This is a genomic window from [Mycoplasma] gypis, from assembly GCF_016924775.1.
In the GTDB taxonomy this organism is placed as follows: Bacteria; Bacillota_I; Bacilli_A; order Mycoplasmatales; family Metamycoplasmataceae; genus Metamycoplasma; species Metamycoplasma gypis.
Genome location: NZ_JAFFTD010000003.1, coordinates 69,670 through 86,126 on the forward strand (window position 1 = coordinate 69,670; position 16,457 = coordinate 86,126).

Genomic DNA, 16,457 nt, shown 5'->3' on the forward strand with positions numbered 1-16,457 from the left:
AACTCAATCAAGCTCAATATAACCATGTTTGTTATAGTTTTAAATAATAAAAAAAAGAACTTAAAAAAACACCTATGCACGGTGCATAGATGTTTTAAAAATGTTTTTGTAGCTTTAAATAAAACTAATTTTTATTTTTTTCTGTGTTCAATTTGTTTAATCTTACCGCTTTCTAGATAAATGACTTTATGTGCCATTTGAGCTATATCGGGATCGTGACTAACAATAATGATTGTTGAATTATATTTTTCGTTAATGTCAGTAAGGATTTTTTGAACCTTTAATGATGTTTTTTCATCAAGAGCACCAGTTGGTTCATCGGCAACGATTATTTCTGAGTTTTTAGCAAGAGCTCTCAAAATTGAAACCCGTTGTTGCTGCCCCCCTGACATTTGTGAAGGATATTTGTACATGCATTCTTCTAACTCAAAGTCTTTGAATAATTGCTTGATATCCATTTGTTTACTTTTATCTGATTGAAGGTGTGCACCAGTTTCAACATTATCATATGAATTTAAGTTTTGTAAAAGATTATAGTCTTGGAAAATAAACGATATATTTTTTCTTCTAAATAAGGTTTGTTTTGTGTTATTTAGATATGGTAAAGCAACATTGTTAACAATTATTTGACCTTCAGTTGGTCTGTCTAAAGCACTGATTAAATTTAGCAAAGTACTTTTTCCTGACCCAGATTTTCCAAAAAGAACTGTAATTTCACCTCTTTTAATTGAAAAAGAAACATCTTTTAATACTTCAGTTGCATTTGTTCCTGAAACGTAGTATTTTTTAACATTTCTTACTTCAACAATGTTATCAGCAGTATTTACTTCATCTTTAAATTCATCTTTAGAACGAGGCGTGTTATTGGCTTTAATAATTTTTTTAAGTTGTTCTTTTGAAATTTGTCCTTCTTCAGAAACAACATTAGTTTTTTTCTTTAGAAACATTATTTTCCTTTCAATAGATAAATTGGTTTGATTTTATTCAAGCTTATTCAAGCAAAGATACTTGTGATACTGAAAACCAGTAACGATACAATCATACTTAACATTATTGTTGATTGATATAGTGTTAATGGTAGAACCATTTGACTTGTTGCAATTAAGAATGCATTAAATGAAGCAATTAGACCCAGTGTAACCGGAATCATTAGCAATGATGCAAGAAGAATAATTGGAATATAGTTAAAGAAGAATAGGAATAATTTTTCTTTATTTGTATAACCAAGAATTGAGAATGTTGCAATACTTTCTTCATTTGATGCAACCATTGATTTAGTGATCATAATTAAAATGATAATTGATACAATGAAGCTTATTACAATAAAAGCAAGAGTTATTGAAGTAATTGTTTTAGCAATTTCATTTATGAAACCAGCTTCAATATCTTTTGAGTCAACATTATTGCTTGCTGCATAAAGAATATCTTTACCATAAATTGAATCACCGTTTACTCCATACATTTTATTAATTGCTTGAACCATTTTTTTCTTAATTTCTGAGTCAGCAATAGGTTTTGATTGAATTGCTTCTTTCCCCCAATCAATATAAGAAAGATCATTTTCTTGGAGTCCTAGGAATTCAGGAACAATTTTATTTCTTACTCTGGCGTATAAGTCTTCGTAGAATTGTTGTTTTTGTGTAGGATCTTTTGGAGTTATATTGTGGATGTCATTGTAAGATTTTACTGTTTCGTAGAACATCGGTTTGGTTGATAATTGTCCAACAAAGATTTTTTGGTAAAAATCGGTTAATGATTTTTCATCACTATTATTAGCGTCAAAACTTTGAATTGCTCCTCAGTAACCGCTTGAAGAATATGTTGTTAAAGTTGAAATAGTTTGAACAGGAGCACTATCATTTGAAAAGATTCCGTTAAATGCTTCATAGTTATTATTGAATCATTCAACAACTTCTTTTTCATTTGCATGATTATTATCAAGCAATACTTTTAATTCGGGCATACGCGCTTCTTTTAAAGCGTAAGTTAGTTTGTCAAGTCCTGTGATTTTATCCACAATTTCTTTAGTTGTAATAAATTCAGTATTAATGAAAGTATTGTTAATTCCAACAACCTCAAAAGTATATGTGTTATTTGGAGCTTCTTTATTTAGAACTTTATTGACAAATCTGTCAATATGATTTAACACCGGCAACGAAATTACTGAGCCAATTTGAAGATTAAATTTTTTAGCACTTAATTCATTAATTAAGATCGGTAATTTTGTTTTATTTAAATCATCAGATTCAATATTAATATCTTTTGATTTGTCGATCAATAATTGATTTAAATCTTTATTTTTAGCGTTTCTTAATGAAACAAATTTTGAATTATTTTTGTATCCATACACATTAATTGATTCATTTTTAAAGAAGCTTTTTGCATATGAATATTTTTCATTTGTTGAATCATTTCATACAACACCACCAAATGACATAAAGAAGTCATTAGTTTTAATTTGTTTGTATGCATCTATTAAGAATTCACGGTATTTTTGTCTTACTGTGTTTGTTTTAATGATTGCCGGTTTTTTATAATAATTATTTTCTTTGTCTCATTCCACGTAGTAGAATTGTCCACTTGATGATGATGTTTGGATTCCAGTTCCGCTTGGTGCATTTGATGTAAATCAGAAGAATGATGTTTTTTCTGAATTTATATCATTGTCTTTGGTTGCAAAAAAGTTATCAAGTTCTTGTTTGCTTTGTTCAGCTGTTGCTCGTTTTTGAGTAGGTTCATATCAAAGATTTTGGCTTAACATCATATCTGTTGACACATTTTTAAATATCTCAATAACACGGGCTTTTTGTGTTTCTGGCAATGAAGCAAACACAACATCTCAAGGAGATAGTTTTACTGAAGTATCCAGTGTAACATCTAAGCTTGATTTAGTTAATACTGCTGGTGCATAAGGTTTGTTAATTACGTCAGTATTGTATACATAGCCTGGTTTAAAGTAGAAAGGAGAATTATAGTCAGTTTGATTTTTTGTAGTTGCTGAAGATGAAGCACTTAAATCATCTGGCATATATAGTAAATTATCAATATTATTCTTATCAAATAGAACGTATGGTCCACCTTCAGTAGTTGGTGTTTCTAAATCCATTTTATATTTATAGTCACGATTTTGATAAGTTCTTTGAATTGACTTACTAAATACATTAAGACTTGAAAGACTGAACATTGTAATTAGTGATGTGATTGCAAATGAAATGAATAGCGAGAATAATTTTCAGAAATTATTTAAAGTTAGTGTTGCAACGAAACGTGATTTAATAGGCAATCTTCTGAACAATACAGCAATTTTTTGAGCAAATCCACCAATTTGTAAATCACTTAAACCAGACATCATTTCAACTGGTTTTAGCCGCATTGACATTAAAGTAATAACAAATATTAACATTGATGTAGCAATAATAGGAACTAGTATTGTAATAAACAAGGTCATTCAGTTGAAACTAATAATATTGGTTGGCAAGGTTCAGTAACTTGAAAATATTTCAAATGTAAATCCTTGAGCAAAGTGACCAATAATATAACCTGATAACCCACCAATAAATGTTGACATTCAACAGAAGCTTGAGAACGCAAAAGCAATTTCAACTGAACGATAACCTTGTGAACGTAAAATTCCAATAACTTTGTTTCTGATATTAATGTATCTTCTAATAATGAAGTAAACACTCAGTAAAACTAAAGAAATAAGAATAATAACTGAGAAAGTCTGAACGTTACTAATTGCTTTAATAATTGATTGAACTAATGTAATTCTAATGCTTCTTTCAGGGTTGATTGGATCTAATTCAGCAGCAAGATAAACTTTTGGAATGTAGTTATTTGCATAAGTTGCAATTTTATTTGATAAGTCTTCTTTTAAAAGTTCTGGTGTTTGTTTTTTTGAGACAAGTTTGCCATTTTGCATAACTTGCATTGATTTATTAGGATTAGATTTAACCAGCAAGTAATTTTTGATTGCAAAGGTTGGATAAGCACTTCTCATTCTGTCAAAACCGTTTGTATTAACATAAACAAGAGCTTGACGTTTTGTGTCTACTTGCAGGTTTTCTTCATTGATAACTGGATATAAGTAATCAGCTGTTGTTTCTTGACCAATAATAACATATTCGATTGAGTTAATTGTGACTTTATATTTTGAATCAAGGTTGGCAACAAATGAAGCCATTAAGAAAGGATTACTTAAATATTTAGAAATATCTCCAGTGTAGATTTCTTTTTTATTTTTTTGTAAGTAAGCGTAGTTTACCTTAGCAAGGTAAGAAGCTGAGTCAGTATATGAAATTAAGTCAGTAACTTCTTTTTCATTTGTAACAGCGTAAAAGATTTTTTCGTATGTTTTTTTAATATTGATTCCGAATAAAATTGAGTCTTCACCGTTGAAAGCAATAATATGATTTTTAATTCAGTTTAGGTACGAAACATCAAGGTTAATGTTTTTATCAGCAACTGTTTCTTTAATAATCTTTTTGTTTTCTAATTTATCAAATAATGGAATTATTTTTTGATTTAAGTCATCAAATGAAATTGTTTCCAAAGAGTTAGGAATGTTTGAAATTATGTAAGCAAGATTTCCGTTATTTTCTTTATCGGAAATACCAGCTCAAATAAGAATTTGTGGGAAGCTTAAAATAGTAAAAGGACTCATTATTGAACTATTTAAACCAACTAGCGAAAGAATTTTGGATAGCTTGGTTTCTTCTAAGTAGTTTTTATAAACAATATCAAGATCATATTCGTCAGAAATCAAAGGTGTAATTTGATTTAAATCAGATTTGATGAAATTATTTAAAAACATGCTTTGTGATTCAAGGAAAAACGTTGGGAAAATGTCGCTTGAATTTATTAAAGCCACAAATTTAGCTAACAAGAAAATATTTTTATTTAGGATAGATTTAATTGATTCATTATATTCAGTGTTTAATGTTGATAAAAATTTATTAATAAAATCAAATTCTTTTAACATTTTAGCCATTGCAACATTATCAGTTAAACCGTAAGCAATTTTTAAGATAGTTGAGTAGTTTTGTTCATCTGAACCAAGCAATGAATTAAAAGAAGGAATAGGATTTAAAACTTTTGAATAGTTTGTTACTAAATCCTTAACTTGTTTTTGATTAATAAAATCAAAAAGTTTAGTTAAAATTGTTTGAATTTGTTCTAATTTTATATCTTTATTATTATTTTTTAATTCATAAGCAATTTGTATTCAAAGCGCAAACATTTGCATATCTTGGCTAACAATTCCATTTAAATTATGTTGCATCATTTGAAGCAAGATTGGACTTATTTGGTTATATAAGAATTTGTATACTTCTTTATATTGAGTATCGCTTTGAGTGTTTAGTAAAGCAGAACGATAAGCAATATCTCCAATTGTTTTTACTGGTTTTAAAGGATTATCTTTAAAATCAATTTTGTAAGCATTAGCTTCTTTTCCGTAACTTGATAAATCCAGTTTTTTAACAATTGCTAGATACCTATTAATTTTGTCTAAAATGGCTTGTAGATTACTAAACTCTTCATTAGATACTAAAGCAATTTCTTTTAAGAAGTTTGCTTCTTCAATGCTGAACTTAATAAAGTTTTTACCAGAGTTTACAGCATTTTGGATTTTATTTTGCAGATCCTCAATTTTATTAAGATCATATTTGTTAATAATTTTGAATGAGAGATCATCTTTTTTCACTTCTGGGAATCTAATTAAGTCAAAAGCGGCAATGTCATTGATTGAAAATTTATTTTCATCTGAAGCAGGGATATTAAGTCCCGCTATTGAAGATGTTGCACTTGAAAGATTTCCAAGTGTGATAATAGCTTCTTTTAGTTGTTTTAATTTATTTGGAATTTGCTTATCTTCATTGTTATATTCTTGAGCAATAGAAGCAATTAAAGCTGTTACCATTTCAGAATTATTTAGGTATTTAGAGTAGTTGTTTTCAAATAATACACCACTTATATTTAGTGTTTCTTTTTTAATGTTTTTATTTAAAAAGTGTTCCATTGCTCTTGAAAATGTATCTAATGAAATCAAGTCAATGATTGATTTTAAACCTTCTTTAATATTTTGATATTTTTCAGCGGGTTGATTTTTGTAGGCATTGAATTTATTTAACAGTGATTTTAGACTATTTTTATTTTCTGTACTTAAATCATTTCCTGAAAGTTCATGAGCTCTTAAAACAAAGCTATAAAGGCTATATTGAGAATCAGGGTTTAAAAATCTTTCAAAGTTAATATTAGAAATAAGATTTTTTAATCCTATTTTTAATTTGTTTTCATTAATACTTTTTACTAAATAGAAAAGTGTTTCTGAACGTGAAAGTTCATAATAGTTATCGTTTGGGTTACCATATGCTTTATAAGGATATTTAGCATATCAATTATTAATCATTGAGCTAAATTTAATAAAGTCAATCGAAGTAAAAATTTGAATGATTGAATCTAAAAACTTATTAAAGTCGACAATATAATCAACAATGTTTTGTAATCCAAATCCAGTAATAATTGATTCAAAAATTCCTTGTTTAGTTCCAGTAATAAACATGAAGAATTTTTCAAGATAGTACATTTCACTTTTAATATATTCAAGTTTTTTTTCTGGAGTTGGTTGTGAATTGTAAGCACTTCTTATGTGATTAATGATATTTGTTAATATTGAATAAACAAAAGCATTACCATTTGAGTTGATAATCTTCATTTTGCTACTTTGAAGTGGTTGAGTTAAATTGTAAAGAAACTCAAAAAGCACTTTTTTAGCAATTCTATCGTTAGTTTTACCAGCAGCTAAAAAAGCTTGAAAATTATTTTTTTCAACAGCTAATTGTCCAGAAAGAAGAATCCTATCCAACTGATCTTCAGTAAGAATTTCAGAAAGTTGTGAGTTGTTTGCAGCTTGTTTAATTTGACTGATTAGTAGTCCAATTGAGTTGTTTTGAGTAATATCTAAAACTGCTGATGAGTCAATTGTTCCAAATAATAAAGGTAGAGAAATTTTATTTTTATAAATTTTATCTACTTTAGCTCAACCGGATTTTCCAATTCTTGCATTTAGTGTTAGATTGTGTTCAATTAAGAATTTTGATAATTGTTCTTCAGTTAAGCTAGAATCTTGATCTTTAAGAATCAATTTTACTCATTTTGTAACCCCATCAATTTCTTGACGATTTAAAATGATGTATTTTTCAGTATTGGTTTTTTTATCGTGAGTGCTTGTTAAACCATATTGAACAAAGAAATCGTTATTTTTTGCGCTTGTTAAAGTAACGATTTTTGCCGATTTTTCGAAAGGGATCTGAGTACCTTCATAGTAATCGTAGTAATTTTCGAATCTAATATCAACATCTAAATATTTAGGGTGTGGTGTGTAATTTTGATAAATATATTTAACAATATTTGCAGCATATACGGGCGGCAGTTTATAAATTCTATCAGGATAATTTTCATCATAGACAAGTAGATAATCGTCAATATTTTGTGGCTCAATTGCAGAATTTAAAATTGTAGGGTTGTAGTGTTCATTATATAAAGCACCAACATTTTGTTTTACACCTTGTAAGATGTTTTCTTTATCACCAGTATTAATGAAGTGGAAAGTGTTTTTATTGTTATCTTTATTGTTGATTGTTTCAACAGTTAATGTTTGTCTTAAACCAACATTTTCTTCACCAACAGAATCTTTAATTAATTGAATAATTTTGTTTTGAGTTATGTTATTTGCTTTATTTGATATATAGTTTCTTTTTTCTTGTAAAAGATTTGTATTAGAAATATTATTGAATCATTTTATTTTTTCTTGTGTATTTCATGAATCGCTGTAATGATCAATTTTTCGAATTGTATTTTTTGAAAGAGAAGTTGGTTCATCGTTTTTTGTTGCAAAAGTAACATCTAAATCATCTTCACTGATTTTATCGTTATATTGATTAAAATCACCAGGTTTATTACCACCAGTTCACTTTCTTTCTTTTGTTGATTTTATTCAGTAGTTAGCATTTTCTAAATCACCAGGAATTTGGTTCCCATTATTTTGATAAACACTCTTAATAAATTCGTGATAAGTACCTCTTCAGTTTGAATAATTTTCATTAACATTTTTATCTCAGTTAAGGATGAACGAATATCTGAAAAAATTAATTTCTCTTTCTGTAAATTGAACTCAATTAATTGGAAAATGATATTTTGTGTTTTTACTGAAAACAAATTTTTCGTTTTGTCTTGCATTAATTTCAGTAATGTTATTTTCACGGAAATAATTTTCTAAACTGAATTGTAAATTTATTCTTGAATTAGGATCTATATTTTTATTTGAGACAAGTTCAGGGTTTTGGTATGAAAAATCTTTTGGTGAATTTTTAAATTCATAACGATCGTTTACAAGTTCAAAACCAAGCATTTTTGCAACTTCTTCACCAGAAATTGTTAAAACATCTCCTTCTTTTTTTCAAGCATTGTAAATTCCGACTTCAAATGTCGCTTCTTTAGTTGAAGGATTTATAAATAAATCACTTGGAGAAATAATAAAATCATTTGCCTTACTATCTTGTGGATTTGGTGTGTTGTATACTTTTGCAAAATCTTTTAACGCATAATCTTTAACAAAACGAAAATGTGTTGTCGGAACAATTTGGAAATTATTTGTTTTTTTAATAAATGAATCATTTTGCTTTGTCCAAATGTTAATTGTTTCATCTTCAAGAAATTGAATTGAAGCATCGTTTAAATCAAAAATAACATTACCTAAATTTTTTTGTGAATTTAGGAATCATGTTTGGAATAATTCACTATCAATGTATGAATTTGTCAGACTAGAATCATTAGTAATTTCATTTAGGGGAATGTAATTTAAGTATTTAACAGGTGTACTTAAATATTTATCCACGGTGTGAAATTTTTTAGTATTAGTTGGAATATAAACTGATTGTTTATTGGTTTTTTGGCCTTCTTCGTTAACTTGGTCATAACCCCCATTTGGAGCTTCTCCTGTTGGGTTAACATCAAGGTCAACTGTTAAATCTTGGATTTTTGAAACCTTTTGAAACTCATTTAGAGTTGATGTATATGACTTTTTAACATCAAAAAGCAATGTGAAAAGTCCACAAGTAATGAAAACCAAAATTGTTAATCCAATAACAGTAACTTTATTTTTGGAAAGTGATTTGAAAACCTCTTTTAATAAATTAATCATGTATACTCCTAATTCAATAATATGCTTATAAAATAAATATATTTTATAACATTTTGTCTCATTAGTTAAATTTATGAGACTAAACCAAGACAAAACAACAATTTTTCGGATTTTTTTTATTTAATATTAGTGTATCAAACGTATCTAAAAACAATTTTTTAAAAATTAATTATTATTTTTTTAGTTGAAAACCACTTTTTTAAGAAAAAATGAAAAAAAATAAAAATGCAACCATGTTGCATTATATTTTTAGTTTTTATCCTTAATTATTTCTTGTCATTTTCTCGGGAATTTTTTATCAATACTGTGAGTCTTTATAACCGAAACAAGGTTGTTTTTGCGAATATTTTTTGTATTAAAAACCTTGTTTTCAATTTTTAATCCAAGTTTATCAACAATGTTTTTAGATTCAAGTATTTCTTTTTCAACGTTTTGGCCCTTGACAAAAACTTGCTGTGAATTTAGTTTACCTAGTTGACAGCTAACTTCGATTAATTTTTTCAAATCCATGACAGCTCGTGCAGTCACTAAGTCAAAATATTCATGAAATTTAACATCTTCAGCACGCTGATTAGTAATGTTAATAGTTAATTTTAAATCTTGTGCAACTTCTTGAAGGAAAGCACAACGTTTTTTTAAGGGTTCAATTATTGTTAGTTCAATTTGTTCGTGATGCACTAAGAAAAAAGGGACACTGGGAAAACCCGCTCCAGCACCTATATCAACAAGTTTATATTTTTTATTTTCTTCAAGCTTGAAAGCTTCGTTTAGAACTAAAATTGATTCAATTATCCCTTCAATAACAAGTTTTTCATCAGTAAAACCTGTTAAATTCATGACTTTATTTTTTTGTTCAATAAGTTCATAATAGCGATATAAAAGATCAATTTGTTTTTCGTTTAAGTCGTCTAAATAACTAGTAAAAATCGTCGAAGTTTCCTGTTTTGAAAGCATTGTAAATTCCTGTAATTGATTTTCTTTCAATGTTTGACTTAATAACGTGCGCTAGTAAAAATCCAAGTGATAAAATTTTTATCTTTTTGAAACCTTTTAAGTGGTCTAAGTTCATTGAGTTTGTAATAATTACTTCACTAATCACGTCATCATTTTCAAACATTTCAAAACCTCTTGAAAAGATTCCGTGACTAGCAGCAACAATAATTTCTTTAGCACCACATTCTTTTAAAACGTGAGCTGCTTTAATTATTGTTCCACCTGTGTCAATAATGTCATCAATAATAACAACATTTTTATCTTTAACATCACCAAGAACCCCCATTACTTCACTAACATTTGGAGCTGTTCTTCTTTTGTCTACAATAGCAATTTGAACATCGTTTGAAATTAATTCTGAAAGTTGTCTTGCTCTTACTGCACCACCATGGTCAGGACTAGTAACTGTAAATGTGTCATGTCTTTTTCTAAATTCTTCAGCAAAAATCAATTGACCACGTAAATCATCAACTGGCACATCAAAGAAACCTTGGATTGATGAGTTGTGTAAATCGATAGTAATTAGCTTAGTGATTCCGGCTGTTTGTAATAGGTCGGCAATTAATTTAGCGGTAACCGGTTGTCTTCCATCTGCTTTACGGTCTTGACGAGCATAACCATAATAAGTCATAACAACATTAATTGTTTTAGCGCTTGCTCTTTTTAAAGAGTCAATAAAAATCAATAAATCCATTAAGTTATCATTAACGGGTGAACCTGTGTTACATACAATATATGTATTTAGGTTACGAACAGTGATTTCGCTTGAAAGCATTCTTTCGCCATCACTAAATACCAATTTTTTTGGTTTTTGAACTTCAATTTCAAGAATTTGCCCAATTTCTTCAGCTAATTCTCATGAATTATCCATTCCAAAAATGATTGAATCACGATAAATTTTTTCCATTATATTCCCCTTATTTTGTTTATATATTAAATTTTAAATTAATAATCATATATAACAAAAAAAGTAATATAAAAAAAACGAAATTTAGCGATAAATTTCGTCAATTGTTTCATCATTCAGGTCTAAACAAGCACCCATTTTAAAGATTTCTCCATTTTTAATGGCAATATATTTTTGAAAATTCTTTTTAACTGCTTGAATATCGTGCATTACACAAACAATTGTTATTTGTTTTTGCTCATTAATTTCCTTTAAAATATTTAAAAAATCTTGAGTTGTTTTTGGATCTAAATTAGAAGTGGGTTCGTCAGCAAGGATGATGCTTTTTTCTTTTAAAAGCATTTTGGCAATTTCAACTCTTTGGAGTTGTCCACCACTAATGTCTTTAATCTTGTTAAACGCAATATCTTCAATATTTAGTTTTTTTAAGACATTAAAAATTTGCTCAGTTTTGTGTTTTGTTAAAAAACTAAATCAAAAAATTCTTGAAATGTAAGTTAAAACATCATCATTTTCAGTGGTTTCGAAAGATTGTGACAAGTAACCAATATTTTTAAAAATTTTCTTAGTTTGTTTTTTGTTTGCTTTATAAATTGGTGTACCTTGAATTAAAATTTGTCCTTTTAAAATTTTTAAATCACGATAAATTGCTGCAAAAATTGTACTTTTTCCCGCTCCTGAAGAACCCACAAGAGCCACCATTTCACCTTTGTTTACATCAAAACTAATATTATTAAGTTGATTATTTGCTGCGTTTTTATATTTTGCAACAACATTTTTAAATTCTAATATTTTCATAAATTCCTAGCTAAATTATAAAAAAACTTGTCAAATGTTGACAAGTTTTTAATTATTTTTTGGACTATTAAGCAGTTAAACCGTGTTTTTTTAATGTTCTTGCTGTTTTAGCAGTAACACGGAATTTTTTCTTTTGTCCATTGCCCAATAAAACTGTAACTTTTTGTAAGTTAAGATCATATCTTCTTTTTGTTGCATTTAATGCGTGTGATCTTTTGTTACCGCTTAGAGCTTTTTTTCCAGTTAGTTGATCTTTACCTGGCATTTTTCACTCCTTTATAAAATTATTCGAATAATATATCTATTATTGTACATTATTTTTTGCTTTTTCCAAATTTGTTTTACTTTATTCGTTTTTAGTGGGAGGGTTGTCAATTGAATTAGTATTCTTTTTATTTTTTAAATAAGATAACATTATTTTACGTATTTACATAAATAAATTATTGAATTTTATGTTTTTTATATTTTTCGAGTTGTTTTTTACCGTCACTTATAAAATTTTGGATAACTAAATGATTGAAATTATATTGTTATTAGCCTTTATTTTATGAAGTTTTTGCAGTCTAAATTGAAATTAAAGACTGATATGTTTACATTATGTACATGATTATTACCAACTTTTAAAGACTAAAAATATATTCAAAATATATTTTATTTTTTTGTGTTTTTTAATATCTGATTTTGTTGTTTTGAAGTAAATGTTTATTATTTTGTCATTATTTTTTTGACTTCACAGAAGTTTTTATGTTTTTATCTGATTAACGCAAAAGTGTAAATTTTAAGTGTTTTTGATGAGTAAAAATGATAAAAATCGTTAAAATTTATAATTTTTGATTTTATTTACTTGGTAAAATTACAAAATTGATTATTTTGATTTTTTATGAGAAAGTCTAGCATATAACATATATGTTATAATTCTTGATATGAAAAAAGAAAGCATAAAAGAACAACTCATTACAATTATCTCAAGTGTTGTAGGGATTGTTGGTTTCGCTTCTTTGAATTTAAACGAAGAAGTTGAAATTCTTGATAGCAATTATGAAAAAGGTATCGAAATCAGTATTGATAATAATCAAATTAATTTAACTATCGCAGTTGTTATTCTTTCAAGCGTTAGTGCAAAAGGAATTATTGAAGAAATTTCACAAAATATTTCTTATGTTCTTTCGAAAGAAAAAATGACTTTAACAAACTTAAACATTTTTATTAGGGGTATTGAATAATGAAATTTATTAACGGAATACAGTGAAAGCACGCGGTAATTTCAGGTGCTAATAATTTGGCAAATAACAAAAATGTTGTTGATGCCTTAAACGTTTTTCCTGTACCAGATGGAGATACAGGAACAAATATGAACGCAACAATTCAAGCAGCAAAACAAGCTCTAGAACAAATTGATGACAGTAAATGTGAGGATATTTCTTATACATCAAATTTAGTTGCACAAAGTATGTTAATGGGTGCAAGGGGAAATTCAGGTGTTATTCTTTCACAAGTTTTTAGAGGTTTTGCAAAAGAATTTAAAAATAAATCAAATGTTACAACTTCAGAATTAATTCAAGCCTTTAAAGAAGCTGCTGCAACAGCTTACAAAGCTGTGTTAAAACCAATCGAAGGAACAATTTTAACAGTTATTCGTGAAACAAGTGAAACAATATCAAAAAATGTTTTAGCTAGTTCGGAAATTAAAGAAGTATTTGATAATGTTTACCAAGCGGCAAGAAAAAGTTGTGATAAAACTCCCGAATTACTACCAGTTTTAAAGGAAGTTGGAGTAGTTGACTCTGGGGGAGAAGGACTTGTAAAAATTTTCGAAGGAATGTCAGCATATTTACATGGTCAACCAGTTGAATTAAAAACAGAACAAGAAGATATCAATAAATTTATCAACGATTCAGAAGTTTTTGATGGTGAATTTGGGTATTGTACAGAATTTATTTTAGAGTTAGAAAAACCTAATCGTTTCGACAAAGAATATTTAGTTCGTAAATTAGAAAAAATCGGTTCATCAATGGTTGTCGTTCAAGATGATTCATATTTAAAAGTTCACATCCACGCACAAAAACCAGGTAATGTACTAAATGCAGTACACAATTTAGGTCAATTTATTAAGATCAAAATTGAAAATATGACTCAACAAGCAAATAAATCAAAAGAAAATGTTGAAAATATTAAGTCACATTCAAAAGAAAATGATGAGCAAAATCAAATTATCGAAGCAAAATGTGGATTAATTACTTGCAATACAGGAGATGGTATTGTTAAATTAATCAAAGAATATGGAGCACACTTTGTTGTTGAAGGTGGACAAACAAATAATCCTTCAATTCAAGATATTGTTAACTTAATTAACAAAATCAATGCAAAAACAATCTTTATTCTTCCAAATAATTCAAACGTTATCTTATCAGCACAACAAGCATCACAAGTTAGTGGTAAGAAAAATGTTGTTATTATTCCAACCAAAAACCAAATGGAAGGACTAGCCGCAGCATTGAACTTTAATGAAGAATCTTCACCACAAGATAACGAAGAAAACATGAAAGATGCAGTACGTTCAATAAAAAGTGCTGAAGTCACATTTGCTGTTAAAGATACAAAAATTAACGGAATTAAAATTAAAAAAGGTTCATTCCTTGCAATCACAGGTGGTAAAGTAATTTCTACTCATAAAACATACAATGAAGCTGCAATCGATCTTTTTGATAGCATGATTGATGAAGATTCAGAAATTGTAAACATCTTTTATGGACAAGATGCAAGCGAAACAGATGCAATGGAATTAAAAAATTATTTACAAACAAACTACGACATTGAAGTAGAAGTATTTTCTGGTGGACAATCACTTTATCCTTACTACATTAGCGTTGAATAATGAAAACAATTGTTTTTGATATTTTAAATAACGATAATGGTTCACTAGAAGCTTTACATGCTTCAATTGAGTTTGCGAATAAAAATTCAGATTATCAACTTGTTTTATTCGGCGATAAACAAGTTGTTGAAGAAAATAAAATTACTTTGCCCAAGAATATTGTCTTTAATCACTCACCAGTATTATTGCAAAAGACTGCCAGTTTAAGAGAAGTATTAAGAATTCCTTCTTCAATGCTAGACAGCATTAATTATTTAATTGAAAATAATGCTAATGCTTGTTTAAGCAGTGGAGATTCTGGTTCTTATTTAGCTATGGCGACATTGTTAGTTAAACGTTTAGAAGGCGTTTCACGACCAGCGTTTATGCCAATGATACCCAAAACTACTGATGGTTACTGAGTTTTATTAGATGTGGGAGCTAATTTAGAAGTAAAAGAAGACTACTTAGTTCAATGATCAAAAATTGGTTCTGAGTTTTATAAAACGATGTTTAACAAAAAACAAGCCAAAGTAGGACTTTTAAATATTGGTTCAGAAGATTATAAAGGACCACAAATTACTAAAAATGCACATATCATCATAAAAGAGCAAAACAACAATTTCGAGTATATTGGTTTTGTTGAACCTAAAGATGTTTTTAATAAGGATATTGACGTTGTTGTTGTTGATGGCTATGCTGGAAACATTATGTTAAAAACTATGGAAACATCTTTTATAACATTCGGAAAATTAATAAAACAGTCAATAATGAAATCGACAATTTCTAAAATTGGTGGATTGCTTATTAAAAAACCAATGTCGAAAATCAAGGAAAAATTTGATTATCGAAATGTTGGTTCAGCATATGTAATTGGATTGGACAAGATTGTTATTAAAGCGCACGGAGCTAGTGATAAAAAAGCTTTCTTAGGTGCTTTAAATCAAATTAAAATGGGTATTGAAGCTGATGTTATCAATAAAATGCAAAGAGCTCTAGGGACTGAAAATGACTAATTTAAAAGATTTTAACGTTGCTAATTTAGAAAAATTACTAAACAAATTTAATCTTGACTTAAAGGAAGTTAAAGATATTAAAACATTTGTTAATTCATTAACACATTCAACATATGCTAATGAAAATAAAGGACAAGTATCATACGAGTATTTAGAATTTTTGGGCGATGCAATTTTACAATTCAAAGTGACTGAGTATATGTTTAAAAAATATTCAAGATTATCTGAAGGTAAAGCGACAACATTGCGTTCGCAAGCAGTAAGAACTGAAAATTTGGCAAAGATATCACAAGATTTAGCTTTGTTTAGCCTTTTGAGAGTTTCAAAGGGGGCAACAACTTTAAGCGAATCTGCCAAAGTGCAAGCTGATTTATTTGAATCTTTTATTGCTGCGATTTATTTAGAATTTGGTTTAGAATCTGTTGAACAGATTTTAAAAACAACAGTTTATCCCAAAGTTGATGAAAATGTATCAACTGAAAATAAAGATTCTAAGTCGTTATTTCAAGAGTACATGCAGTCAGCAGAGAGAACAATTCATTATGAAACTGTAATGCAAGAAAACGGTGGATTCAGCGCAAAAGTTTACTGCAATAACAAAGTTTTTGGTAAAGGTATTGGTAAAAATAAAAAAGAAGCTGAAGAAGATGCAGCCAAAAATGCATTAGAAAATTTAGGAGTGTAGCT

The 16,457-nt window shown here is 28.0% G+C and carries 10 protein-coding genes; 4 read left to right on the forward strand and 6 right to left on the reverse strand.

Going from position 1 to position 16,457, the window contains the following annotated elements; all coding sequences use genetic code 4:
- Positions 1-131 precede the first annotated feature (131 nt).
- From JV175_RS02770 to rpmB, 6 genes are all read right to left on the reverse strand, one after another.
- On the reverse strand, positions 132-947 hold the full coding sequence (locus JV175_RS02770) for an ABC transporter ATP-binding protein (RefSeq protein WP_205499394.1): 816 nt from the start codon (positions 945-947) through the stop codon (positions 132-134).
- Entirely contained in the window at positions 947-9,202 is an 8,256-nt protein-coding gene (locus JV175_RS02775) for an ABC transporter permease (RefSeq protein WP_205499396.1), read from the reverse strand. The genes JV175_RS02770 and JV175_RS02775 overlap by 1 nt, the downstream gene beginning before the upstream one ends.
- Before the next feature lie 249 nt (positions 9,203-9,451).
- The gene (rsmG, locus tag JV175_RS02780) at positions 9,452-10,156 is read right to left on the reverse strand and encodes a 16S rRNA (guanine(527)-N(7))-methyltransferase RsmG (RefSeq protein ID WP_205499398.1); all 705 of its coding nucleotides are present in this window, start codon (positions 10,154-10,156) and stop codon (positions 9,452-9,454) included.
- Entirely contained in the window at positions 10,119-11,102 is a 984-nt protein-coding gene (locus JV175_RS02785; RefSeq protein WP_205499401.1) for a ribose-phosphate pyrophosphokinase, read from the reverse strand. Before JV175_RS02785 ends, rsmG begins: the two co-directional genes overlap by 38 nt.
- Positions 11,103-11,186: 84 nt before the next feature.
- The gene (locus JV175_RS02790) at positions 11,187-11,900 is read right to left on the reverse strand and encodes an ATP-binding cassette domain-containing protein (RefSeq protein ID WP_205499409.1); all 714 of its coding nucleotides are present in this window, start codon (positions 11,898-11,900) and stop codon (positions 11,187-11,189) included.
- A 67-nt stretch (positions 11,901-11,967) separates the two neighbouring features.
- Positions 11,968-12,165: a 50S ribosomal protein L28 gene (rpmB, locus tag JV175_RS02795; RefSeq protein ID WP_205499411.1), complete on the reverse strand. Its 198-nt coding sequence runs from the start codon at positions 12,163-12,165 to the stop codon at positions 11,968-11,970.
- 658 nt (positions 12,166-12,823) lie between these two features.
- On the opposite strand from rpmB, the gene JV175_RS02800 reads away from it, so the two are divergent.
- Genes JV175_RS02800 through rnc form a run of 4 tightly spaced genes read left to right on the forward strand, consistent with a single transcriptional unit; the run spans position 12,824 to position 16,455 of the window.
- Positions 12,824-13,123 (forward strand): Asp23/Gls24 family envelope stress response protein, encoded by a 300-nt coding sequence (locus JV175_RS02800; protein WP_205499413.1) that lies wholly within the window; start codon positions 12,824-12,826, stop codon positions 13,121-13,123.
- Positions 13,123-14,775 carry a DAK2 domain-containing protein gene (gene fakA, locus JV175_RS02805; RefSeq protein WP_205499415.1) on the forward strand — a complete coding sequence of 551 codons (1,653 nt, stop codon included), beginning with the start codon at positions 13,123-13,125 and terminating at the stop codon, positions 14,773-14,775. Before JV175_RS02800 ends, fakA begins: the two co-directional genes overlap by 1 nt.
- Positions 14,775-15,770, forward strand: a complete 996-nt coding sequence (gene plsX / locus JV175_RS02810; RefSeq protein ID WP_205499417.1) for a phosphate acyltransferase PlsX — start codon at positions 14,775-14,777, stop codon at positions 15,768-15,770. The genes fakA and plsX overlap by 1 nt, the downstream gene beginning before the upstream one ends.
- Positions 15,763-16,455, forward strand: a complete 693-nt coding sequence (rnc, locus tag JV175_RS02815) for a ribonuclease III (protein WP_205499419.1) — start codon at positions 15,763-15,765, stop codon at positions 16,453-16,455. Before plsX ends, rnc begins: the two co-directional genes overlap by 8 nt.
- Positions 16,456-16,457: the final 2 nt, after the last annotated feature.